The following is a 14,267-nucleotide window of genomic DNA, read 5'->3' on the forward strand; positions in this document are numbered from 1 at the left end:
GCGCGCATGGCGCTCAAGATTCTTCTCGCCGACGATCACGCCATCGTGCGCCGTGGCGTCGCGCAGCTGCTGCTGGAGCGCGGCGTCGCGTCGGAGGTCAGCGAAGCGGAGACGGGCGCGCAGGCCCTGGCGCTCGCGGCGCGCGCCTCTTTTGACGTCGCGCTCCTCGATATCTCGCTACCCGACACCACCGGCCTCGACGTGCTGAAGCGCCTGAAGCGCGACACGCCGCGTCTTCCGGTGCTGATGTTCTCCATGTATCGCGAAGACCAGTATGCGGTGCGCGCGCTGAAGGCTGGTGCCGCGGGTTATCTCTCTAAGACGGCGGACCCTGCGCTGATGATCCGCGCCGTTCAGCAGGTCGCCGCCGGCCGCAAGTACGTCAGCGCCGAAATGGCGGAGGCGCTCGCCACTTACGTCTCGCTGGATAGCGAACGGATGCCGCACGAAAACTTGTCGGACCGCGAGTTCCAGACGCTCTGCATGCTGGCGTCGGGGAAGCGGCTGACCGACATTGCAAACGCGCTGTCGTTGTCGGTGAAGACGGTCAGCGTGTATCGCACGCGGTTGCTCGACAAAATGAAGCTCGCCAACAACGCCGAACTGACGTTCTACGTCCTATCGAACCGCCTCGTCGACATGAACCCGGCGATCGCAGGCTGAGCGGCGTTTTATCTCGCACAAGATAAAGCGCACCGGCGCTGCGCATGCTGCCCAATTTCTGGGCATCTTCGAAGTCTCCGATAGAATGTCGGGTTTTCCCGCAGCAGGGCGCGCGAGCGCCGCATGGAGACTTATCGCAATGTCGTTGTTCCGCAAGAAAAACATCGAGCACATGCTGGCCGGCGCGCACAGCACGTCACTCAAGAAAACGCTTGGCGCGCTGGATCTCACGTTTCTCGGCATCGGCGCGATCATCGGCACCGGCATCTTCGTGCTGACGGGCACGGGCGCCGTGCAGGCCGGCCCCGCGCTGATGGTGTCGTTCATCGTCGCGGCGATTGCCTGCTGCTTCGCCGCGCTCGCCTACGCGGAGTTCTCTTCGACCATTCCGGTCGCCGGTTCCATCTACACGTATTCGTACGCGACGCTCGGCGAGCTGGCCGCGTGGATCATCGGCTGGGACTTGATGCTCGAATACGGGCTCGCGACGTCCGCCGTCTCGGTCGGATGGTCGGGTTATCTGCAATCGCTGCTGTCGGGCTTCGGGATCAGCCTGCCGACCGCGCTCACCGCCGCGCCCGGCGCGCTGCCGGACCACGTCACATACTTCAACTTGCCGGCGTTCCTCGTGATGATGGTCATCACGTGGCTGCTGTCGATCGGCGTGAAGGAATCCACGCGCATCAACAACGTGATGGTGGCGATCAAGGTCACGGTCGTGTTGCTGGTGATCGCGGTCGGCGTATTCCACGTCACGCCGGCGAACTGGCATCCGTTCATGCCGCACGGCTGGTCGGGCGTCTTCGGCGCGGCGGCGGTCATGTTCTTCGCGTTCATCGGCTTCGATTCGGTGTCGTCTGCCGCCGAAGAAGTGAAGAACCCGAAGCGCGATTTGCCGATCGGCATCATTTCGTCGCTCGCGGTGTGCGCGGTGCTGTACGTGGCGGTGGCGGCGGTCGTGACGGGCATCGTGCCGGCGGCGCAGTTCGCGAACATCTCGCATCCGGTGTCGTACGCGCTGCAAGTGGCGGGTCAGAACTGGGTGGCCGGTTTCATCGACCTGGGCGCGGTGCTCGGCATGCTCACCGTGATTCTCGTCATGAGCTACGGCCAGACGCGCATCATCTACGCGATGTCGCGTGACGGTCTGCTGCCCGTCAAGCTCTCGAGCGTGCATCCGCGCTTTGCGACGCCGTTCTTCACGACGTGGCTCGTCGGCATCTTCTTCGGCCTGATCGGCGCGCTGGTGCCGCTCAACGTGCTGGCCGAGCTGATCAACATCGGCACGCTCGCCGCGTTCTCGATGGTATCCATCGCCGTGCTGATCCTGCGCCGCACGCATCCCGACCTGCCGCGCGCGTTCCGCTGCCCGGGCGTGCCCGTCGTGCCGATTCTCGCGGTGGCGTCGTGCCTCTTCCTGATGCTCAACCTGACGGCGACGACGTGGATGGCGTTCGTCGTCTGGCTCGTGATCGGGCTCGTAATTTACTTTGCGTACTCGCGCCGTCATTCGGCGCTGGGCCGCGTTCAGGCGCAATCCGCGAACGCAAGGGCCGCGAAGCGCGAAACCGCGATCCACTGACCGCTTGTCTGATGGATCAGTCGAAGCGTCGTCCCTCGGGACGGCGTTTTTTTTCCCCCGTCGGCGGCGCGGCACGGGCGTGCGCCTAATAGCGACGCCCGCTGATTTGTGCTTTACTCGCCGTACACATAACACGAAATTCCAGCCGGACGCGACGCGCGGGCAGGTAGAGACGTGGTGACGTGCGTTCGAGTGACCCGAGTGACGTTAAGGCTGGTCCATCCCCTTGCAATCATGCAAGGACCGTAGCGAGGCGGAAAGCCCGCGGCGGTCGACAAGGAGACAGTAATGACGCTCAGCATCAGCCTGACGGTCAACGGCAAACCCGTGACCGCGAAGGTGGAACCGCATGTCCTGCTCGTTCAGTTTCTCCGCGAAAACCTCGGGCTGACCGGCACGCACGTCGGCTGCGATACCGCGCAGTGCGGCGCGTGCACCGTGCACCTCGATGGCCGCGCGATCAAATCGTGCAACATCCTCGCCGCGCAGGCCGACGGCATGAGCGTGACGACCATCGAGGGCATGTCGAAAGACGGCCAGCTTCATCCGATGCAGGCGGCGTTCAGGGAATGCCACGGCCTGCAATGCGGCTTCTGCACGCCGGGCATGGTGATGAGCGCGAGCGCGCTCGCCGCCGAATCGCCCGATCTCACCGAGGAAGAAGTCCGCGATCAGCTCGACGGCAATCTGTGCCGCTGCACGGGCTATCACAATATCGTGAAGGCGGTCCTCGAAGGCGCGCAGAACATGAAAGCGGGCGCCTGACTTCCATTTCTCTTCGACACCACGAATCGCGCCTATCACGGAGACCGCGATGAATGCCCCTGAGCAACAGAAACTGATCGGCGCTGGCATCAAGCGCAAAGAAGACTATCGCTTCCTGACCGGCGCGGGCCAGTACACCGACGACGTCGTGCTGCCGCGCCAGAGCTATGGCGTGTTCCTTCGCTCGCCGCACGCGCACGCGCGCATTCGCGGCATTGATATCGAGCAGGCGCTCGCATCGCCGGGCGTGATCGGCGTGTTCACCGGCAAGGATCTCGCGGGCGAGAACGTCGGCGGCTTGCCGTGCGGATGGCTGATCCACAGCACGGACGGCTCGCCGATGCACGAGCCGCCGCATCCCGTCATCGCGCACGACAAGGTGCTGCACGTGGGCGATCAGGTGGCGCTCGTCGTCGCCGAATCGGTGAAGGAAGCGAAAGACGCGCTGGAGCTGATCGAGGTCGATTACGAAGAACTGCCCGCTATCGTCGATACGGGCAGCGCCGCCGACGCAGGCCAGCCGCTCGTGCACGACAGCGTGCCGAACAACGTCTGCTATAACTGGGGCCACGGCGACAAGGCGCGCACCGACGCCGCGTTCGCGCAGGCCGCGCACGTCACGACGCTCGATATCGTGAATCAGCGGCTCGTGCCGAACGCCATCGAGCCGCGCGCCGTCAACGCGAGCTATTCGAAGCACGACGACAGCTACACCGTGTACGTCGCGAATCAGAATCCGCACGTCGAGCGCCTGCTGATGGCGGCTTTCGTGCTGTCGCTGCCGGAATCGAAGGTGCGCGTCATTGCGCCTGACGTGGGCGGCGGCTTCGGCTCGAAGATCTTTCTGTATGCGGAAGACGTGGCGCTGACGTGGGCATCGAAGAAAGTGGGGCGTCCGATCAAATGGACCGCCGAGCGTTCCGAAGCGTTCGTCTCCGACGCGCACGGCCGCGACCACGTCACCAAGGCGGAACTCGCGCTCGATAACGACGGCAAGTTCCTCGCGATGCGCGTCCACACGACGGCGAACATGGGCGCCTATTTGTCGACGTTCGCGTCGTCGGTGCCGACCGTGCTCTACGCGACGCTGCTCGCCGGCCAGTACGCCACGCCCGCCATTTACGCCGAAGTGAAGGCCGTGTTCACGAACACCGTTCCCGTCGATGCCTACCGCGGCGCGGGCCGTCCGGAAGCCACGTATGTCGTGGAACGGCTCGTGGAGACGGCGGCGCGCGAACTGAACATCGATCCGGTCGAACTGCGCCGCCGCAACTTCATCCGCGAGTTTCCGTATGCGACGCCAGTCGGGCTGACCTACGACACCGGCGACTACGACGCCTGCCTGAACCGCGCGCTGGAACTCGCGGATGTCGCGGGATTCGCCGAGCGGCGCGCGCAGTCGGAGAAAGAAGGCAAGCTGCGCGGCATCGGCTATTCGTGTTACATCGAGGCGTGCGGGCTCGCGCCGTCCAACATCGCGGGCGCGCTTGGCGCGCGGGCAGGCCTCTTCGAAGCAGGCGAAGTGCGCGTGCATCCGACGGGCTCCGTCACCGTGTTCACCGGCTCGCACAGCCACGGTCAGGGACACGAGACCACGTTCGCGCAAGTGGTGGCGGACCGGCTCGGCGTCGCGATCGAAAACGTCGAAGTCATTCACGGCGACACGGGCCGCATTCCGTTCGGCATGGGCACGTATGGATCGCGGTCCATTTCGGTCGGCGGCTCCGCGATCGTGAAGGCGCTCGACAAGATCGAATCCAAAGCGAAGAAGATCGCCGCGCATCTGCTGGAAGCGTCGGCTGAAGACATCGAGTTTTCGAACGGCGTATTCCGCGTCGCGGGCACCGACCGCACCAAGAGCTTCGCGGAAGTTTCGCTCGCCGCGTACGTGCCGCATAACTTCCCGCTCGAAACCATGGAGCCGGGGCTCAACGAAAACGCGTTCTACGATCCGACCAACTTCACGTATCCGTCGGGTGCGTACGTCTGCGAAGTCGAAGTGGATCGCGACACCGGCGAAACCCGCATCCAGAAGTTCACCGCCGTGGACGATTTCGGCAACGTCATCAATCCGATGATCGTGGAAGGCCAGGTGCACGGCGGCTTGGGGCAGGGCATCGGCCAGGCCATGCTGGAGCGCTGCGTGTACGACAAGGAGAGCGGCCAGCTGCTTTCCGGCTCGTTCATGGATTACGCGATGCCGCACGCCATCGACTTGCCGAGCTTTACCGTCGAGACCGCGAAAGGCACGCCGTGCACGCACAATCCGCTCGGCGTGAAGGGCTGCGGCGAAGCGGGCGCGATCGGCTCGCCGCCCGCTGTCATCAACGCGATTCTCGATGCGCTCGCGCCGCTCGGCGTCAAGGACTTGCAGATGCCCGCGACGCCGCATCGCGTCTGGAGCGCGATGCACGCCGCCCAAACCGCCCAAACCGCCCAAACCGCCCAAACCGCCTGACGGAGACCGATATGTACGCATTCGACTATCAACGGCCGGACGAGGCGCAAGCGGCGGTGGCCGCGCTCGCGGCGAACGGCGACGCCAAATATCTCGCGGGCGGCCAGAGCTTGCTGCCGACCATGCGTTTGCGGCTCGCGCAGCCGTCCGCGCTCGTGGATGTGACGCGCATCGCGTCGATGAAAACCGTCACGCTCGATGCCGACAAGCTGACCATCGGCGGCGCGATGTGCCACGCGCAAGTCGGCGCGAACGCGGACGTCAAACGCGCGCTGCCGGGCCTCGCCGATCTCGCGAGCCGCATCGGCGACCGGCAGGTGCGCGAGCGCGGGACCATCGGCGGCTCGCTCGCCAACGACGATCCGGCGGCGTGCTATCCGTCCGCCGTGCTCGCGCTGAACGCGACGATCGTGACGGACCGCCGCCGCATTGCCGCCGACGACTTCTTCCTCGGCATGTACGAGACCGCGCTCGAACCGGACGAACTGATCACCGCCGTCGAATTTCCGCTGGCCGAGCGCGCTGGCTACGAGAAGTTTCGCAATCCCGCGTCGCACTTCGCGCTCGTCGGCGTGTTCGTGGCGAAGCACGCGGACGGCGTGCGCGTCGGCGTGACCGGCGCGGCGCCTTCCGCGTTCCGGCCGAAGGAACTGGAAGCGGCGTTGTCGAAGGACTTCTCGGTGGCGTCTGCGCGCAGCGTGACCATTTCCGCCGACGGCCTCAACGACGACATGCACGCGAGCGCCGCCTACCGCGCGCATCTTATTCCGGTGCTCGCGGGCCGCGCCATCGAGCGCGCGCTGTCGTTCTCGGCGTGATGATCGACGAACCGGCTTCCATCGACGAGACGCTCGCGCGCCTGCGCGAGCATCAGTACTTCGCGAGCCGCGAACTGGCGACGGCGCTTTTTCTCGCTTTGAAGATGCAGCGCCCGCTCTTTCTGGAAGGCGAGCCGGGCGTCGGCAAAACGGAACTGGCGAAGGCGGCGGCGGGCATGTGCGGCACGACGCTGCTCCGTCTGCAATGCTACGAAGGGCTCGACACGGCAAGCGCGCTGTACGAATGGGACTATCCGCGTCAGATCATGGCGCTGCGCCTCGCGGAAGCCGCGGGCGAAACGCCGTCGAACGATTCGCTGTATCGCGGCGAGTTTCTGCTGAAGCGGCCGCTGTTGCAGGCGTTGTTGCCCGATCCCGCCAACGCGGGCGCGCGGCGCGTGCTCCTGATCGACGAAATCGACCGCGCCGACGAGCCGTTCGAAGCGTTTCTGCTGGAGCTTCTGTCGGAGTTTCAGGTGTCGATTCCCGAATACGGCACCGTGCGCGCGGCGCGGCCGCCGCTCGTCGTGATGACCTCGAACCGCACGCGCGAAGTCCACGACGCGTTGAAGCGCCGCTGTCTGTATCAGTGGATCGGCTATCCGGCGCGGGACGTGGAACTCGATATCGTCGCGGCGCGTGCGCCGGAGGCGGGCGCGGCGTTGCAGGCGCGCGCCGTCGCGTTCGTCCATCAGTTGCGGACGATGGACTTGTTCAAGGCGCCGGGCGTCGCGGAAACCATCGACTGGTGCCGCGCGCTCGCGGCGCTGTCGGTCTCGGAACTCGATCCGCAATCGGTACAGGACACGCTGGGCGTGCTGCTGAAGTATCAGGACGATCTCGCGCGCATGGACGCCCCGACGCTCGCGCAATGTCTTTCGGCGGCGCGGGCGTGACCATGCCACCGTTCGCGCGCAACGTCGTGCACTTCGTGCGCTTGCTGCGCGGCGCGGGGCTCGGCATGTCGCCGGCGCAGGCGGTCGATGCGCTCGACGCGCTGCGCTTTATCGACCTCGGCCGGCGCGACGACGTGCGCGCGGCGCTCGCGTGCCTGCTGGTTCATGCGAGCGACGAACGCGAGATCTTCGATTCCGCGTTCGATCTGTTCTGGCGCGATCCCGATTGGGAAAGCAAGCTGCGCGCGCTCTTGCTGCCGAAGATTCAGAGCGCCGCGCCGCCGCCGAAGCGCAACAACCGTCTCGCCGACGCCCTCGCGACGCGCACCGACACGCGCGAGACGCCACAGCCCGAAGCGCAGGCCGAAGAGACGCACGCGCGACTGTCGTTCAGCGCGCAGGAGCGCCTGAGTCATCGCGATTTCGACACCCTCAGCGCCGACGAATGGCGCGCGCTGCGGCATCAGATTCGCGCGCACCGGCTGCCGCTCGCGACCGAGCCGACGCGCCGGCTGAAGGCGGCGTCGCGCGGCACGCACGCGGACTTGCGCGCGAGCGCGCGGCAAGCGGTCCGCGCGGGCGGCGACTGGACCGTGTGGAAGTATCGCGCGGTGGTGGAGCGCAGGCCGCCGCTCGTCCTGCTGCTCGACATTTCCGGTTCGATGAGCGCGTATTCGCGCGCCGTGCTGTACTACTGCCACGCGCTTTTGCAATCGCGCGAACGCTTGCAGGTGTTCCTGTTCGGCACGCGGCTGACGAACGCGACGCGTGCGTTGCGCGAGCGCGATCCCGATGTCGCGGTGACCGCGCTCGGCGAACAAGTCGCGGACTGGTCGGGCGGCACGCGCATCGGCGCGGCGCTCGCGGAATTCAACCGGCGCTGGGCGCGTCGCGTGCTGGCGGGCCGCGCGACCGTGCTGCTCGTGACCGACGGGCTGGATCACGAGGCCATCGACGTGCTCGATGCCGAAATGGCGCGGCTCAAGCGCTTCGCGCATCGGCTCGTGTGGCTCAATCCGCTGTTGCGATTTGCCGGCTTTACGCCGCGCGCGCGAGGCGTGCGCGCGATCCTGCCGCACGTCGACGCGATGCTCGCGGCTCACAACCTCGACAGCCTGGCCGCTGTCGGGCGGGAAATGGCGGCGCTTTCCGCGCGCGGCGCGCCCCGAATGCCAGGAGGACACACGCAATGGAACTGACCGAAACGCATACCTTGCCGGTGCCGCAGGATCGCGCGTGGGAGGCGCTCAACGACACGGCCATGCTCAAAGCCTGCATTCCGGGCTGCGACAGCATCGAAGCGGACGGCGAAAATGCCTATGCCGTCGGGATGACTGCCGCCGTCGGCCCGGTCAAGGCACGCTTCAAGGGACGCATGGAACTGACGGATATCGACGCGCCGCATACCTACACGATCGTCTTCGAAGGACAGGGCGGCGCGGCCGGCTTCAGCAAAGGCACGGCCAAAGTGAACCTCGAACCCGGCGAGGACGCGGACACCACCAAGCTCACCTACAGCGCGCACGCGCAGGTGGGCGGCAAGCTCGCGCAGATCGGCTCGCGGCTCGTGGACGGCGCAGCGCGTAAGATCGCGGGTGAGTTCTTCAAGCGATTCGGCGCGAAGTTGCAGGACGCAGGCGAAGCGCAGCAAGAACAGAACGGCGTCGCGGACGAAAAACCGGCTGACGCCGACAAGGAAGAGAAAGGAAAGAAATCATGGACAGCGTGGATCTCGAAGTCCTGAAGCACAGCGCGCGATGGCTCGAAGAAGGGCATCGCGCGCTGCTGGTCACGGTGGTCAAGACGTGGGGCTCGTCGCCCCGGCCCGAAGGCGCGATGCTCGCGGTCCGCGACGACGGCCATGTGGTCGGCTCGGTGTCGGGCGGCTGCATCGAAGACGACCTGATCGACCGCGTGCGGCAACGGGGCATCGAGCAGTCGAAGCCGGAAGCGGTGAAATACGGCATCAGCGCGGAGGAAGCGCACCGCTTCGGCCTGCCGTGCGGCGGCACCATCCAGCTCGTGCTGGAGCCGCTCACGCGCGAGAGCGGCATCGCGCAACTGTGCGCGGCGGTGGAAAGCGGGCGACTCGTCGCTCGCACGCTCGACATGGCGACGGGCGCGGCGCGCCTCGAACCTGCGCAGGCCACGGACGGCGTGCTCTTCGACGGCGCGAAGCTCCTGACCATTCACGGTCCACGCTACCGCATGCTCGTGATCGGCGCGGGGCAGTTGTCGCGCTATCTGTGCAGCATCGCGGTCGGGCTCGACTATCAGGTGACCGTGTGCGATCCGCGCGAGGAGTACACCGACGAGTGGGACGTGCCGGGCACGACCATCGTGCGCACCATGCCCGACGACACCGTGATGGACATGAAGCTCGACGAGCGTTGCGCGGTGATCGCGCTCACGCACGATCCGAAGCTCGACGACCTCGCGCTCATGGAGGCGTTGAAGACGCCGGCGTTCTATGTCGGCGCGCTCGGTTCGCGGCGCAATAACGCGGCGCGGCGCGAGCGGCTGAAAGAGTTCGATCTCAGCGACGCCGAGCTTGCGCGGCTGCATGGTCCGGTCGGCATCTATATCGGCAGCCGGACGCCGCCGGAAATTGCCGTGTCGATACTCGCGGAGGTGACGGCGGCGAAGAACGGCGTGTCGCTGCCGGAACTGCTGCAAGTGGAAGGCGCGAAGGCGGCGCGCGAAGTCGCTGGAAAAGGCGAAGTGTGCGGCGTGTGACGGCCGCACAATAAAGCGCCGCCGTTGCCGCTTACAACAGCCCGCACACGATCATCGCGACGAGCGACACCGTCACGATCGCCGCGCCCGCCGTGCGCCGCTTGTTCAGCTCGGTCCACAGCAGCACGCCCGTGAGCGACAGAAGAATCAGGCTGCCGGCGAGCGTATCGATCAGCAGCACCCAGCCGACGCTCAGGCCGACGCCCTTGTGAAGGTTCGTCAGCGTCGCAAGGAAGGTGTTTTCGGTCCGCTTCACCGAGACGAAGTTGTTGCCGACCCAGTACTCCGCCATCACGCTGCTGCCCGGCGACGCGATCATCGTCGACCATTGCTCAGGCTGCATCGCGCTCTTGTCGCCCCAGCCGACGGGATGCGCCGGCTCACGCCGCGTGCGGCCGACGTTGCCGTCGAGTTGAAGTTCCTTCTTGAGCCACATGCCCATGTCGCGCGGCGATTTGAAACCGCCCGCGGGCAGCGGAAGTTGCATCTGCGACACCTGCGGCTCGCCGGTCGAGACGCGCAGCGGCGGCGCGCGGTGGTTCAGCAGAAAGCCGGTCACGCCGAACAACAGCCCGAGCAGCGCGCCCCACAAGCCGACCCAGCCGTGAACCTTGCGCAGCCACTTGAGAAACGTCGAGCGGCGCGAGCGGTTCGTGCGCGCGGTTTGTTCGGCGTCGTTCATCGGGCGTCCTTGCGGACGGTGTCGAGCGGTGTCGCTCGTCGGCGGCGGGGTGAAAGTGTCAGGCGCGTTCAAGCGTCTCTCCGGAGTCGGCGGGTTCGTCGGCAACGCCGCGCCCCAACCGATTCGCAGTCGTTAAGGCGGGCAAATGAGAATCGTTATCATTGCACGTCGAAACGCCTGACACAATGCTTTCTGGCGGCGCGAAGGCGCCGCTTCGTCACCAAAAATTTCAGACCGGCCAGAGCGGCCCTTCCTGCATCGCGCCGATTTGCTCCCGCAGTTCGAGAATGCGGTCTTCCCAGTAACGCTGAGTGTTGAACCAGGGGAAGGCGGCGGGGAACGCGGGATCGTCCCAGCGACGCGCGAGCCACGCGGCGTAGTGGATCAGCCTCAATGTGCGAAGCGCCTCGATCAGATGCAACTCGCGCTCGTCGAACTCGCAGAAATCTTCGTAGCCTGCGAGCAGGTCGGAAAGCGCGCGCGACGCTTCCGCGCGGCCTGCCGGCAGCAAGAGCCATAAGTCTTGAATCGCCGGTCCCATGCGGCTGTCGTCGAAATCGACGAAATGCGGGCCGGCCTCCGTCCACAACACGTTGCTCGGGTGGCAGTCGCCGTGCATGCGCAGATGCCGCACGTCGCCGGCGCGCTCGAAGCATTGCGCGACCCCGTCCAGCGCCATCGACACCGCGCGCTCGTAGGCTTCGCGCACGTCGGCGGGCACGAAGCCATGCGTCAGCAGAAACTCGCGCGGTTCATATCCGAAGGTGTGGATATCGAGCGCCGGCCGCTCGCGGTACGGCTCGATGCCGCCGACGGCGTGAATGCGCCCGATGAAGCGTCCGAGCCATTCGAGCGTTTCGCGGTTGTCGAGGTCGGGCGCGCGGCCGCCGCGTCGGTCGAAGACGGCGAAGCGAAAGCCTTCGAATTCGTGGAGCGTCGCGCCTTCGAGAACGCGTGCCGGAACCGCCGGAATCTCGCGTGCGGCGAGGCTCGCGACGAACGCGTGTTCTTCGAGAATCGCTTCATTGGACCAGCGCTCTGGCCGATAAAACTTCGCGATGACAGGCGGCCCGTCTTCGACGCCCACCTGATACACGCGGTTTTCGTAGCTGTTGAGCGCGAGCAGCCGGCCGTCGGTGCGCGCGTCGGCGGTCATGAGCACGCTGTCCACGGCGTCGAGCACGCGCTCGGGCGTGAGGCCGGCGAAGGGCGGCGCGGCGTCGGAAGCGGGGACGCCGGTAGAGTCGGAATGATTGGAGTTCATTCCGGCATTGTGCGCCTTCCGGCGGCAGCCATCAGTGTCGCTTCAACTCGGCGGCGCACAGGTCGCCGGCACGACGCCGTTCAGTGAACGACCGAGTTCGACGGACGCACGATATCGCCCGTATCGATCAGGTCTTCGAGAAAGAACGGCTCCGTATTCAGCAGCTTCGTGACGCCGGGCTCGCCCGAATACCACGCGACCATGGCCATGTCGCCGAGAATGCGCATGACGATGCCGCGCGCGCCCTGAGGCACGGCAATATGCACGGAGCGGACAATCGAACCGATTTGCATGATGAAACCCCGTTTCCATGCCGGCTAAATAAGACGCCGGTCATATGTTCCAACAGCACGGGCCTGTGACGGCGCGTGCACCAGACAATCGCCGCGTCTTTGTTGAAGGAAGCGCGACCTGCGCGGCTTTCATGAACGATTGTGCGCTTACTTTAGCCTATGGCAACGCGCAAACGCGATGCCCAATGCCGCGATATGTTGCCCAACGCAGACGTTCGACGCATGTTTGCTGTCTGCGGCACATGGAATGCGCCGCTGCATCCGGCAAAACCCTGACGGACGGCGTATTGTTGAGGGTTCTAGTTTTAAGCGGAGACTTCATTCGTGAACGCATCACCCGCGCCGCAGCGCAAGGACGCGCCGCCCGCGTCTGCGGATCTTTATCTCGAGCGCGGCTCGCGAGCCTACTGGCGTGCTTCGCTCGCGTTGCTCTTCGCGGGCTACGCGACGTTTTCGCTGCTGTACTGCGTGCAGCCGCTGCTTCCGGAGTTCACGAAGGGCTTCGGCGTCAGCCCGGCGGTAAGCGCGTTAGCGGTGTCGGTGAGCACGGCGGCGTTGGCCGTCGCCATTTTCATCGCGGGATTCGTCTCCGAAAGCTGGAGCCGTCATCGGTTGATGACGCTGTCGCTGCTCGCGTCCTCGGTGCTGACGGTCATCGCGGCGCTGCTGCCGAACTGGCACGCGCTGCTCGTCGTGCGCGCGCTCGAAGGCTTTGCGCTCGGCGGCGTGCCGGCTGTCGCGATGGCGTATCTCGCGGAAGAAGTGCATCCCGAAGGACTGGGCCTCGCAATGGGCCTCTATGTCGGCGGGACGGCAATAGGCGGCATGGCCGGGCGCGTGATCAGCGGCGTGCTCGCGGACTTCTTCGGCTGGCGCGTGGCGATCGGCGGCATCGGCGTGCTCGGACTGCTCGCGACGCTCGCGTTCCGGTCGCTGCTGCCGCCGTCGCGACGCTTCAAGCCGCGGCGCGGCGTAGGGTTCAAGCATCATCGGCGCTCGCTTGCCGGGCACTTGCGGCACGGCGGGCTGCCGTTTCTTTTCCTGATCGGCTTCGCGCTGATGGGCAGCTTCGTCACGGTGTACAACTACGTCGGCTATCGGCTGCTGGGCGCGCCGTTCGGACTCAATCAGACGCAGATCGGCGCCATATTCACCGTGTATCTCACGGGCGTAGTCGCGTCGCCGTGGTCGGGCAAGATGGCCGATGCCTTCGGACGCGGCCGCGTGCTGGTCGCCGCGATCGTGCTGATGATGGCCGGCATCGCGCTGACGCTCTCGATGTCGCTGCCGGTGATCATCGGCGGAATCGCTTGCCTCACGTTCGGCTTCTTCGCGGGACATTCGGTGGCGAGCGGCTGGGTCGGCCGCCTCGCGACGCAGGCGAAAGGCCAGGCTGCCGCGCTGTATCTGCTGGCGTATTACCTGGGATCGAGCCTGATCGGATCGTATGGCGGGCACTTCTGGACCGGCTTCGGCTGGCCGGGCGTGGTCGGGCTGATCGCGGGACTGCTTGTGATCGGCGTCGCAGCCGCGGCTTATCTGAATGGCCGGGAACGGGCGCTGATCCGCGCGCCGTCGAAAGGCCAATGAAATCGGACGAAACTTAGGGTTTTACCGCGTTCGCTTAATAACGCGGGCTGCGGAGCCTTCTGTCGCAAGGCTTCGGCGTTTTCCGCCAGCCGTGTTTCGCGACGACGACGCAACGCGCTTTCTCCCGCCGCCTATACTCGAATCGTCGATGCGCGCGTTCGCGCCGGCACCATTCGAGCAAGAAAAGCAGGACGATGGGAGACGCACCATGACGTATTTCACGATCGGCGATTTCATTCTGGTCATCCCGATGGCGCTTGCCGGGGCGCTGTTCCTCGGCGCCATTCCGTGCGCATCGCATTTCAAGAACAACGTGCTGCGAGCGTGCGGCGCGCTCGTGGGCGTGCTTGTCGCGTTCCTGCTGGTAGAGGGCTTGCCCGCGCTGATATGACGGCGGGGGGGGGGGGGCGCCCCCCCCGCGCCCCGAAACGTGCGGGGCGGCGCACCCCACCCCCCCGCCCCGGGGGGGCGCCGCCCGCCTCGCGGGGGTTGTCGGGCCCCCCCCCCCCCCGGTTCCGCG

General features: G+C 66.0%; 14 protein-coding genes. 11 read left to right on the top strand and 3 right to left on the bottom strand.

Annotated features, from left to right (window positions below; all coding sequences use genetic code 11):
• Window positions 1-6: 6 nt before the first annotated feature.
• The 9 genes from rqpR to NCR37_RS13605 all read left to right on the top strand — a co-directional run bounded on the left by rqpR (window position 7) and on the right by NCR37_RS13605 (window position 9,918).
• Complete coding sequence (gene rqpR, locus NCR37_RS13565; protein WP_250473409.1) at window positions 7-663, top strand: response regulator transcription factor RqpR; 657 nt, start codon at window positions 7-9, stop codon at window positions 661-663.
• 139 nt (window positions 664-802) lie between these two features.
• Window positions 803-2,245, top strand: a complete 1,443-nt coding sequence (gene bcaP, locus NCR37_RS13570) for a branched-chain amino acid transporter BcaP (protein WP_284506872.1) — start codon at window positions 803-805, stop codon at window positions 2,243-2,245.
• Window positions 2,246-2,533: 288 nt separating this feature from the next.
• Window positions 2,534-3,010: a (2Fe-2S)-binding protein gene (locus NCR37_RS13575; protein WP_250473410.1), complete on the top strand. Its 477-nt coding sequence runs from the start codon at window positions 2,534-2,536 to the stop codon at window positions 3,008-3,010.
• Between the two features lie 49 nt (window positions 3,011-3,059).
• Window positions 3,060-5,468 carry a xanthine dehydrogenase family protein molybdopterin-binding subunit gene (locus NCR37_RS13580; protein ID WP_250473411.1) on the top strand — a complete coding sequence of 803 codons (2,409 nt, stop codon included), beginning with the start codon at window positions 3,060-3,062 and terminating at the stop codon, window positions 5,466-5,468.
• Window positions 5,469-5,479: 11 nt separating this feature from the next.
• Window positions 5,480-6,286, top strand: a complete 807-nt coding sequence (locus NCR37_RS13585; RefSeq protein WP_250473412.1) for an FAD binding domain-containing protein — start codon at window positions 5,480-5,482, stop codon at window positions 6,284-6,286.
• Window positions 6,286-7,182, top strand: a complete 897-nt coding sequence (locus NCR37_RS13590; RefSeq protein WP_250473432.1) for an AAA family ATPase — start codon at window positions 6,286-6,288, stop codon at window positions 7,180-7,182. The genes NCR37_RS13585 and NCR37_RS13590 overlap by 1 nt, the downstream gene beginning before the upstream one ends.
• Complete coding sequence (locus tag NCR37_RS13595) at window positions 7,158-8,381, top strand: vWA domain-containing protein (RefSeq protein ID WP_250473413.1); 1,224 nt, start codon at window positions 7,158-7,160, stop codon at window positions 8,379-8,381. Before NCR37_RS13590 ends, NCR37_RS13595 begins: the two co-directional genes overlap by 25 nt.
• Window positions 8,372-8,926, top strand: a complete 555-nt coding sequence (locus tag NCR37_RS13600) for an SRPBCC family protein (protein ID WP_250473414.1) — start codon at window positions 8,372-8,374, stop codon at window positions 8,924-8,926. Before NCR37_RS13595 ends, NCR37_RS13600 begins: the two co-directional genes overlap by 10 nt.
• Window positions 8,899-9,918 carry an XdhC family protein gene (locus NCR37_RS13605; protein ID WP_250473415.1) on the top strand — a complete coding sequence of 340 codons (1,020 nt, stop codon included), beginning with the start codon at window positions 8,899-8,901 and terminating at the stop codon, window positions 9,916-9,918. Before NCR37_RS13600 ends, NCR37_RS13605 begins: the two co-directional genes overlap by 28 nt.
• A 31-nt stretch (window positions 9,919-9,949) precedes the next feature.
• Here the strand turns inward: NCR37_RS13605 and NCR37_RS13610 are convergent, their stop codons facing one another.
• The 3 genes from NCR37_RS13610 to NCR37_RS13620 form a co-directional block, all read right to left on the bottom strand.
• Complete coding sequence (locus NCR37_RS13610; protein ID WP_250473416.1) at window positions 9,950-10,672, bottom strand: PepSY-associated TM helix domain-containing protein; 723 nt, start codon at window positions 10,670-10,672, stop codon at window positions 9,950-9,952.
• Window positions 10,673-10,829: 157 nt separating this feature from the next.
• Window positions 10,830-11,864 carry a serine/threonine protein kinase gene (locus NCR37_RS13615; RefSeq protein ID WP_250473417.1) on the bottom strand — a complete coding sequence of 345 codons (1,035 nt, stop codon included), beginning with the start codon at window positions 11,862-11,864 and terminating at the stop codon, window positions 10,830-10,832.
• 80 nt (window positions 11,865-11,944) lie between these two features.
• Window positions 11,945-12,157 carry a hypothetical protein gene (locus NCR37_RS13620; RefSeq protein WP_250473418.1) on the bottom strand — a complete coding sequence of 71 codons (213 nt, stop codon included), beginning with the start codon at window positions 12,155-12,157 and terminating at the stop codon, window positions 11,945-11,947.
• Between the two features lie 324 nt (window positions 12,158-12,481).
• On the opposite strand from NCR37_RS13620, the gene NCR37_RS13625 reads away from it, so the two are divergent.
• Together NCR37_RS13625 and NCR37_RS13630 are read left to right on the top strand one after the other, a co-directional pair.
• Window positions 12,482-13,747, top strand: a complete 1,266-nt coding sequence (locus NCR37_RS13625; protein ID WP_250473419.1) for an MFS transporter — start codon at window positions 12,482-12,484, stop codon at window positions 13,745-13,747.
• Window positions 13,748-13,955: 208 nt separating this feature from the next.
• The gene (locus NCR37_RS13630) at window positions 13,956-14,138 is read left to right on the top strand and encodes a hypothetical protein (RefSeq protein ID WP_175938812.1); all 183 of its coding nucleotides are present in this window, start codon (window positions 13,956-13,958) and stop codon (window positions 14,136-14,138) included.
• Window positions 14,139-14,267: the final 129 nt, after the last annotated feature.

This window comes from Caballeronia sp. GAFFF1 (genome assembly GCF_023630705.1).
Taxonomy (GTDB): domain Bacteria; phylum Pseudomonadota; class Gammaproteobacteria; order Burkholderiales; family Burkholderiaceae; genus Caballeronia.

Coding starts and splice junctions, on each gene's coding strand:
- rqpR (WP_250473409.1), top strand. CDS start 7: ATGGCGCTCAAGATTCTTCTCGCCGACGATCACGCCATCGTGCGCCGT.
- bcaP (WP_284506872.1), top strand. CDS start 803: ATGTCGTTGTTCCGCAAGAAAAACATCGAGCACATGCTGGCCGGCGCG.
- NCR37_RS13575 (WP_250473410.1), top strand. CDS start 2,534: ATGACGCTCAGCATCAGCCTGACGGTCAACGGCAAACCCGTGACCGCG.
- NCR37_RS13580 (WP_250473411.1), top strand. CDS start 3,060: ATGAATGCCCCTGAGCAACAGAAACTGATCGGCGCTGGCATCAAGCGC.
- NCR37_RS13585 (WP_250473412.1), top strand. CDS start 5,480: ATGTACGCATTCGACTATCAACGGCCGGACGAGGCGCAAGCGGCGGTG.
- NCR37_RS13590 (WP_250473432.1), top strand. CDS start 6,286: ATGATCGACGAACCGGCTTCCATCGACGAGACGCTCGCGCGCCTGCGC.
- NCR37_RS13595 (WP_250473413.1), top strand. CDS start 7,158: ATGTCTTTCGGCGGCGCGGGCGTGACCATGCCACCGTTCGCGCGCAAC.
- NCR37_RS13600 (WP_250473414.1), top strand. CDS start 8,372: ATGGAACTGACCGAAACGCATACCTTGCCGGTGCCGCAGGATCGCGCG.
- NCR37_RS13605 (WP_250473415.1), top strand. CDS start 8,899: ATGGACAGCGTGGATCTCGAAGTCCTGAAGCACAGCGCGCGATGGCTC.
- NCR37_RS13615 (WP_250473417.1), bottom strand. CDS start 11,864: ATGAACTCCAATCATTCCGACTCTACCGGCGTCCCCGCTTCCGACGCC.
- NCR37_RS13620 (WP_250473418.1), bottom strand. CDS start 12,157: ATGCAAATCGGTTCGATTGTCCGCTCCGTGCATATTGCCGTGCCTCAG.
- NCR37_RS13630 (WP_175938812.1), top strand. CDS start 13,956: ATGACGTATTTCACGATCGGCGATTTCATTCTGGTCATCCCGATGGCG.